The organism is Nonomuraea sp. NPDC049784, from assembly GCF_040659615.1.
GTDB lineage: Bacteria > Actinomycetota > Actinomycetes > Streptosporangiales > Streptosporangiaceae > Nonomuraea.
This window is the reverse complement of sequence record NZ_JBFAMX010000514.1, coordinates 1-7438: the sequence shown is the minus strand read 5'-3', so window position 1 is coordinate 7438 and position 7438 is coordinate 1. Positions and strand designations below refer to the sequence as shown.

General features: G+C 69.6%; 8 protein-coding genes. 3 read left to right on the top strand and 5 right to left on the bottom strand.

What is annotated here, in order from left to right; genetic code table 11:
* Both AB0J09_RS50165 and AB0J09_RS50160 read left to right on the top strand, forming a co-directional pair.
* Positions 1-699, top strand: a 699-nt coding sequence (locus AB0J09_RS50165) for a TetR/AcrR family transcriptional regulator (RefSeq protein ID WP_360708260.1), incomplete at its 5' end; no start/stop codon positions are given.
* A 55-nt stretch (positions 700-754) separates the two neighbouring features.
* Positions 755-1048, top strand: coding sequence for a hypothetical protein (locus AB0J09_RS50160; RefSeq protein WP_360708258.1), 294 nt, complete (start codon positions 755-757; stop codon positions 1046-1048).
* Positions 1049-1255: 207 nt separating this feature from the next.
* Here AB0J09_RS50160 and AB0J09_RS50155 read toward each other — a convergent pair whose 3' ends face one another.
* From AB0J09_RS50155 to AB0J09_RS50140, 4 genes are read right to left on the bottom strand one after another with little or no spacing between them, the layout of a single operon-like run.
* Positions 1256-1843, bottom strand: a complete 588-nt coding sequence (locus AB0J09_RS50155; RefSeq protein WP_360708256.1) for an ATP/GTP-binding protein — start codon at positions 1841-1843, stop codon at positions 1256-1258.
* Entirely contained in the window at positions 1824-2201 is a 378-nt protein-coding gene (locus tag AB0J09_RS50150; protein ID WP_360708253.1) for a DUF742 domain-containing protein, read from the bottom strand. Before AB0J09_RS50150 ends, AB0J09_RS50155 begins: the two co-directional genes overlap by 20 nt.
* Positions 2198-2617 carry a roadblock/LC7 domain-containing protein gene (locus tag AB0J09_RS50145; protein WP_360708250.1) on the bottom strand — a complete coding sequence of 140 codons (420 nt, stop codon included), beginning with the start codon at positions 2615-2617 and terminating at the stop codon, positions 2198-2200. Before AB0J09_RS50145 ends, AB0J09_RS50150 begins: the two co-directional genes overlap by 4 nt.
* The gene (locus tag AB0J09_RS50140; protein WP_360708247.1) at positions 2614-4965 is read right to left on the bottom strand and encodes a nitrate- and nitrite sensing domain-containing protein; all 2352 of its coding nucleotides are present in this window, start codon (positions 4963-4965) and stop codon (positions 2614-2616) included. The genes AB0J09_RS50145 and AB0J09_RS50140 overlap by 4 nt, the downstream gene beginning before the upstream one ends.
* Positions 4966-5154: 189 nt before the next feature.
* Here AB0J09_RS50140 and AB0J09_RS50135 point away from each other — a divergent pair, with 189 nt between their 5' ends.
* Positions 5155-6189 carry a terpene synthase family protein gene (locus tag AB0J09_RS50135; RefSeq protein WP_360708244.1) on the top strand — a complete coding sequence of 345 codons (1035 nt, stop codon included), beginning with the start codon at positions 5155-5157 and terminating at the stop codon, positions 6187-6189.
* Here AB0J09_RS50135 and AB0J09_RS50130 read toward each other — a convergent pair.
* Positions 6186-7438, bottom strand: a 1253-nt coding sequence (locus tag AB0J09_RS50130; protein ID WP_360708240.1) for a prenyltransferase/squalene oxidase repeat-containing protein, incomplete at its 5' end; no start/stop codon positions are given. The two genes, AB0J09_RS50135 and AB0J09_RS50130, sit on opposite strands and share 4 nt — an antisense overlap.

Below are 7438 nucleotides of genomic sequence, written 5' to 3'. Positions count from 1 at the left end.
CCGGGCCCGCGTCAGGCCGGCATCCCCAAGCGGGCACTGAACCGGCAGCACGTTCTCCGCACCGCCATCGCGATCGCCGACATCGAGGGACTCGACGCCGTGTCCATGCGGCGACTCGCGGCCGAACTCGGCGTCGGTCCGATGTCGCTGTACCGGCACGTGGCCAACAAGGACGAACTGGTGACGCAGATGGTCGACGAAGCCTTCGGCGAACCAGAGCTCCCCATCCCCGGGCCGGACGGGTGGCGAGCCAAGCTCGAACTGATCTCTCGCCGGCAGTGGCAGCTGGGACGGCGACACCCCTGGCTGCCCAGGGCCATCTCCTTCACGCGCCCATTGCTCGTGCCCAACATGATGGCCCACACCGAATGGACCCTGCGCGCACTCGACGGGCTTGGCCTGTCCATGACGACACGCATTCGAGAGGCACTCACGCTGCACGCACTGGTCGTCACCGTTGCTCTGTCCATGGCCGATGAGATCGAAGCGGAGCAGGAGACCGGCATGACCCTTGACCGGTGGTGGCTCGCGCAACGGAACCGCGCCGACGAACTCCTCAGCAGCGGACGATTTCCCCTGCTGGCCGCGATCCCAGAGGAAGCGGTGTCGGACCTGGACGGATTGTTCGAATACAGCCTCGCACGCCATCTCGACGGTTTCGCCGCCCTGGTTGAGGATCAAGCCCGAACGCCGTCATGAGGCGCCGCCGGCCCCGCGGCCCTGCTGCCCGAACCGCCCGTCGGCTCCGGCCCAAGTGCTGGGACCGGACGGCATTCCGGCCATCACGGACTGGCCCGTCTACAGCCCCTTCGCCCGCGAACACTTCGGCCGCGGCCGCGCGGAAGGCAAGGCAGACGGCAAGTCGGAAGAAGCGGTCAAAATGCTCTTGCTGGTGCTGGACGCCGGCGGTCTTGACGTCCCAGAGGACGCGCGCGCCCGCATCACCGCCTGCACCGATCTTGCCCAACTCGAAACCTGGACCACCCGCGCGGTAACCGCCCGGACCTTCCAGGACCTGTTCGACGAACCTGACGGACAGCGCCGTTAGGGGCAAGCAAGGCCGTGGGCGGTTACGGGCCCGCGACGGCTGCGTACGGCGCGCTGCGCGATCACGTGCCCGATCCCGGGGAACGCCAGCCGAGAAGGCCGCCCGCGCCGTGCGGCCTTCTCGCCCCGGGAGTCGGGGCGAAGCCGCGATCCCCGGGAATACTCGTCCGAGTGCCAGCGAGGACCACGCTTCTTGCCCCCCGAAACCCTAGCTTCCGACTGGTTCGGCGCGGAGGCGGGCCGAGTGTTTGACCAAGCTGATCAACACTTCCCGGCTCGACTCCCGCTTCCGCGCGTCACACATGATGATGGGGATCGAAGGGTTGAGCTGCAGCGCCAGCCGTACCTCGTCCAGCTCGAACGTAGGCGCCTCATCGAAGCAGTTGACCGCCACCACGAACGGCGTGCCCCGCCGCTCGAAATAGTCCACCGAGGGGAAGCAGTCCGCCAGCCGCCGGGTGTCCGCCAGGATGACGGCCCCCAGTGACCCCTCGGCCAGCTCGTCCCAGACGAACCAGAACCGCTCCTGCCCAGGCGTGCCGAACAGGTACAGGACGTAGTCGTTGCCCAGCGTGATCCGGCCGAAGTCCATCGCCACGGTGGTGGTGCGCTTGGCCTCCACCGACGTGAGGTCGTCCACGCCGATTCCGCGGTCGGTCAGGACCTCCTCGGTGCGCAGCGGCCGGGTCTCGGAGACCGCGCCCACCATCGTCGTCTTGCCCGCGCCGAAGCCGCCCGCGATCAGGATCTTGATCGCCGTCGGCAGGCGCGGACGCTCAGAGCGAGCGAAGGCCATCGAGCACCGCCCTGTACATCTTCATGTCATGCATGTCCACCTCGGATTGTGGTTCCTGGGCAGAAAGGAGTTCGCGGTCGAACAAGTCGCCGAGCAGCACCCGGATCGTGCCGGCAGGCAGGTCGAGGTACGCGGCGATCTCGGCGACGGACTTGGGTTCGCGGCAGAGCTGGATGATCCGCAGGTGCTCCGGATCCAGCCCGGCGTCGGGGCCCGGTGGCGGGCCCACCGCGAGGGCCATCGAGATCAGGTCGAACCGGCCGTGCGCGGACTGCGTGCGGCCACGGGTGACCACGTAGGGCCGGATGATCTCCGGATCGACCCAGTGCTCGTCCGTCGGTTCGTCCGCGCCTCTCACCGGTCGCTCCCGGCGATGGCCTCGGCGTTGCGGGCACCCGAGGTGAGGTACTGGCCGACCCGGGCCACCAACATCGCCATCTCGTACGCGATCAGCCCGATGTCGGCGTCATGCGAGCACAGGACGGCCAGGCAGGCCCGCTCGCCGGCCGTGGTCACGATGAGGAACTGGTGCTTCCACTCCACGACCGTCTGCCGCACGGTGCCGCCGGAGATGTGGTCCGAGACGCCCTTCGCCAGGCTCTGCAGCCCGGAGGCGACGGCGGACAGGTGCTCGCCGTCGGTCCGCTGCAGACCGGCGGACGAGGCCATCAGCAGGCCGTCGGACGACAGCACGATGGCGTGGTCGGCCTCCTTGATGCGGCCGACGAGGTCGTCGAGCAGCCAGTTGAGATCGGTGCCGGCGGAGGGGGTCATGCCTCACCTCTCGACTGCTCGTCCAGCATCTTGGCGGCTTCGCTCCGGCCAAGACGCGTGCCTGACTGCAGAGATCCCATCATCGCGCGGATCTCCTCCGGCGAGCGCTCGTCATCGTCCTCCTCGAAGTCGGGCTGCGTGGGCGTCTCGTCCCGCAGCGCTGGCGCCAGGTTGGCCTGGGGCACCCGCAGGGGCAGCCCATTCGACGTGAACTCGGTCACAGGCTTCTGCTCTGGTTCGGCTGGCGTTTCGGGTTCTGGTTCCACAGGGGCGAGCGAGGGCGCGGGGGCCGGCGGGGCAAGGGCCGGCGGAGGCGTGGGGGCAGGCGAAGGCTCGGGATCGGGTGCCTGGCGCGCGGGCTTGAGCGTGCGTACGTTCTCCGCGGTGACCGGCCGGATCGCGGTGGCCACGGCCGTCGTCCTGCGCGGCAGGCGCTCCCGCCGCTCGCCGTCCTGCGGTTCGGGCGTGGGGTCGAGCTGTACGAGCTCCTGCGGCAGCAGCACCACGACCGTCGTCCCGCCGTACGGCGACGCCTTGAGCACCACCTGGATCTCGTGTCGCTTGGCGAGCTGGCTGACCACGTAGAGGCCCAGCCGGGCGGTGCCGGTGATGCGGAACTCGGGTGGGTCCGCGATGCGCGCGTTGTTGGACTCCAGGTCCTCGGCCTTCATGCCCAGGCCGCGGTCCTCGATCTCGATCACGTACCCGTTGGCCACGAGCTGGCCGCTGACCTGCACGTTCGTGTACGGCGGCGAGAACGACACGGCGTTCTCGATCAACTCGGCGAGCAGGTGGATGACGTCACCGACCGCGCGGCCGACGAGCACGACGTCGCCCATCGGCATGAGCGTGACGCGGGTGTAGTCCTCGACCTCGGCCAGGGCACCGCGGACGACGTCGACCATGGGGACCGAGCGGCGCCACGTACGGGCGGGGGTCGAGCCGGACAGGACGATGAGGTTCTCAGCGTTGCGCCGCATGCGGATGGCGAGGTGGTCGAGCCGGAAGAGCTCCTTCAGCTCCTCGGGGTCGGTCTCGCGGCGCTCCATCACGTCGAGCACGGTGAGCTGCCTGTGGACCAGGCCCTGTGTCCTGCGGGCCAGGCTGAGCAGGATGTCGCGGATGCTGCGGCGCAGCTCGGCCTGCTCGGCGGCGACGCTGATCGCGGTGCGCTGAACGGTGTTGAACGCCTGGCCCACCTGGCCGATCTCGTCGTCGCCGAAGTTCAGGTCCGGGGCCTCCTTGGCCAGGTCGACCTCCTCGCCACGGCCGATGCGCTCGACGACGCCGGGCAGCCGGTCGTCGGAGAGCTCGTGCGCGGCGTCGCGCAGCTTCTGCAGCTGGGCGAACAGGGCACGGGCCGTGGTGATGGACAGGATGATCGAGGCGATGACCGCGATGAGCCCGAGGCCGCCGGCCAGGATCAGCCGGACGATCACGTTGACGGCGACCGGGACGGCCCGGTCGACCAGGCGGTCTCCCGCGGTGAGCACCAGGTTGTTCAGGTCGGCGAGAGCGCGGTCGGCCGTCGACTTCCACTGGTCGGCGCTGAACGGCAGGGTCCCGGCGTTCGGGTCCTGCTCGGAGACCAGCGTTTCCAGATTTTTGAGACGGGTGAACGATTGACCGTTGACGAGCTTGTCGAAGTTGCTCTTCTCGGACGCGGGGAGCTCGGCCGCGGCCTGGTCGGAGAGGATGCGCCAGGCTCCCACGGTCTGCGTGAACTGCGCGTGCTCCACGGCGGTCAGCCGGCCCTCGGTGAGCGCGCCGGCGAGCAGCGCGTCTTCCCTGGTGATCACCTCTCGGGCCCGGCTCAGGGAGAGGAGCGTGCGGATGTCCTTGGCGAGAGTCTTGTCGTCGAGGGTCGCCAGCGAACCGTAGAGGCCGTAGACGGCGTCGATGACGTCGCCGTAGGTGCTCGTCGCCTGGAGCCGGTTCATCTGCCCCGCGTCGATGGCCTCCCGGGTCTGCTTGAGGGTGTCGAGCTGCCGGAGCACGTCAGAGAGCCGCTTGGCTCCCTCCTCGTCCAGGGCGAAGTCGACGAGGCTCGAGCTCGCTGACTCCTTGAACGTGGCGAGCATGCGGTCGGTCTGCTTGCGCTGGGTATCCACGTCCTTGCGGGACCGGACGCCCGCGTTGCTCAGCTTGACGACCGAGACCCGGCGTTCCTTCTGGAGCTCGACCAGGAGCGGCTCGCTGGGCGAGATGATGCTGGAGTCGAGCTGGGAGACCCAGAGCAGGTTGACGCCCTCACGAAGCGTGACCCATGCAGCGAACGCCCACAGCGCCGCGAGCGAGAGAAGCAGAGCCGTGACTTTGGTCCGCAGTCGTGTATTGCGGAAGCCCATAGTACCTACCCTGTGAAAGTCATTTCGTGTGCTGACCACCAGGCCATGCAGTGGCATACCGGGGGCTGTCGATCAAGGAACTTTAGCGCAGCTCAAAGCGCCTCTCAAGCAACAGTAATCACTTTGCCTACAAATATCCCCTTTTTGACAACATTAGTCAAATATGCTCAAAGAGGATATCCTTCCACAGTGAGCGACCCAGCCCTCTCTGGCTACTTCAGCATCAGTAATGACCTGGTGGATCGCCTGCTTCGCGGGTCGCACCAGCTGGCCGGCGTCCCGGAGGAGGATCGCAGCGGCGTTCTCCGGGCCGCGCTGGACGCGGTGCCGGAAGCCGCCGAGCTGGTGCGCCCTTACCCGCACCTGCTCGCCGACGGCGACAGCTCCGCCAGCCGGCTGGCGTTCAGCTGCCTGTCCGCCGCGGCGACGTTCCCGCAGGCGCGCCCGGACCAGATCGCCGATCTCGGGACGCTGATCGCGATCTTGTTCGGCTTCGACGACATCGCGGACAACATCGCGGGGCAGTGGTCTCATCGCGACATCGCCGCATTCTTCGAGCAGCTCTGCCTGATCGTTTCCGGCGAACCGCCCCAGACCAGCGCCGAGGGCGCCCTCGGGCAGGGCCTGCACGTCTGGCAGGCGTGGTGCGACCGCTTCCGTGGGCACGAGGGTGCCGCGGTGCACGCGTCGACTCTGCGGGAGCAGCTCGAGCTGGCCGGCGCCGCCATGATCCGTGAGCGCAGGTGGGCGGCGGGTGAGGAGCCCTGGCCGTCGTACGAGGAGTACGTGGCCAACGGCAGCCTCACGATCCTCTACCCCACATGGTGGGCCGCCGCCCTGGCTATCTGCGGTCCCGCTCCCGCCGACGCCGAGCACTGGGGATCGACGGCCCGGATCACCGGCCTCGGCGCGGCATGCATGCGGCTCGTCAACGACGTCAGGACGTTCGAACGGGAGAAGAGCGAGGGCAAGCCGAGCTCCGTCCTCATCCTGGAATGCCAGGGCATGACCACGGAGGCGGCGGTCCAGCGGGTCTTCGCGCACTACGCCGAGCTCAACGCGGCATTCCTGGCCGCCATCGGGGAACTGCCCTCCCTGCTGGCGGGGGTCGGGGAGGGGCAGCGCAAGAACGTCGCGTTCAACGGTGGCTGGTACATGGCCAGGGACACGCATGCGTACACCGTTCAGGAGCTGGTCAGGGACGCGGACACGTACGCGGACTAGGACAGCGCACCCTCCGGCGGCCAGGGGCGTTCTCTCGCCCGCCGGGCGAGATGCGTCGCGGCGATCACTGCGGCGCGGGTCACGGCGAGCGGCACGTAGAGGTCCTTGTCGTGCCAGAGCGGAGGATGCTCCTTGCCGGCCGATCGCGTCAGGTACTCCTCGCCCGCCGCCGCGGCGCGCAGGAGCCGCGGATCCGCCCGGTCCCCGGTCAGCAGCAGGACCTGCATCGCGTAGGCGGTCTCCTCCGCGGTGCCCTCCCAGCGGCCCCAGGAGCCGTCCGGCCGCTGGGTGCCCAGCACCCACTCGACCGCGGCGCGCACCGGCTCATCCGACGCGGCCCCGCCGAAGGAGTCGAGCGCCAGGGCGCAGCTGACGGTGGCGTAGTAGGGCGAGGCGTGCCACCTGTCCGTCCAGCTCCCGTCCGGCTGCTGCCGCTCACGGACCCAGGCCGCCACCTCCGCGATGGTCTGCCCGTAGCGCGGTGCGGCGGCGGGCCTGCGGCGTACGTACTCGCCGAAGGCGTCCAGCACATGCGCGTTGACGCTGACCGACGTGCCCTGCTCGCCGGGCCAGGTCGAGAAGTGGGTCCCGGAGCGGAAGCCCAACAGGCTGTCCGGCTCGTGCGGCGCCCCCAGCAGCGCCAGCGCGTACAGGGCCACGGAGGTCGTGTCGGCGTCGGCGGGCAGCCCCGGCCCCGCGGGAGTCCCGCTGGGCCCGATCGCCGCCCTGAGGTCCGCCACCATCTCCGGCGGCACCTCTACGGTCACGCCCGCGCGGACCAGCCAGCTCAGCACCCAGCCCCGCTCGAACACGGTGATGGGCAGCCCGACGGGCACCGGGCCGCCGTGGCGCCGGACGACCGCCTCCAGATGATCGCGGGCCGGCCCGTCCGCGTCCCGCCCGGCCAGCCAGGCGGCGGTGGCCGCGGGTGACGCGCCGACGGTGCCGATGGCGTCCGGCCGGACGCTGGGCGCCCCGCCGGCCTGGTCGCCCGCGATCTCCAGAGCGTGGAGCAGCTTCTCCGGGATCTCGCCTCCCGAGCCGATCCAGGAGGTGACCAGGCGGAGGCCGTCGTAGCTCATTCCCTCGGGCAGCGGCAGCGGTGCGTGGCCCGGAAAGTTCTGGAGATGCCGGTTGATGAGGGCCACGAGCGAGGGCACGATGTGCTCGATCGCCGGCATGTCGGGCAGCTCGATCCGCCCGCCGCCCAGCCAGCCCGCGAGCAGGCGCAGCCCGCGTTCCGCCGCCT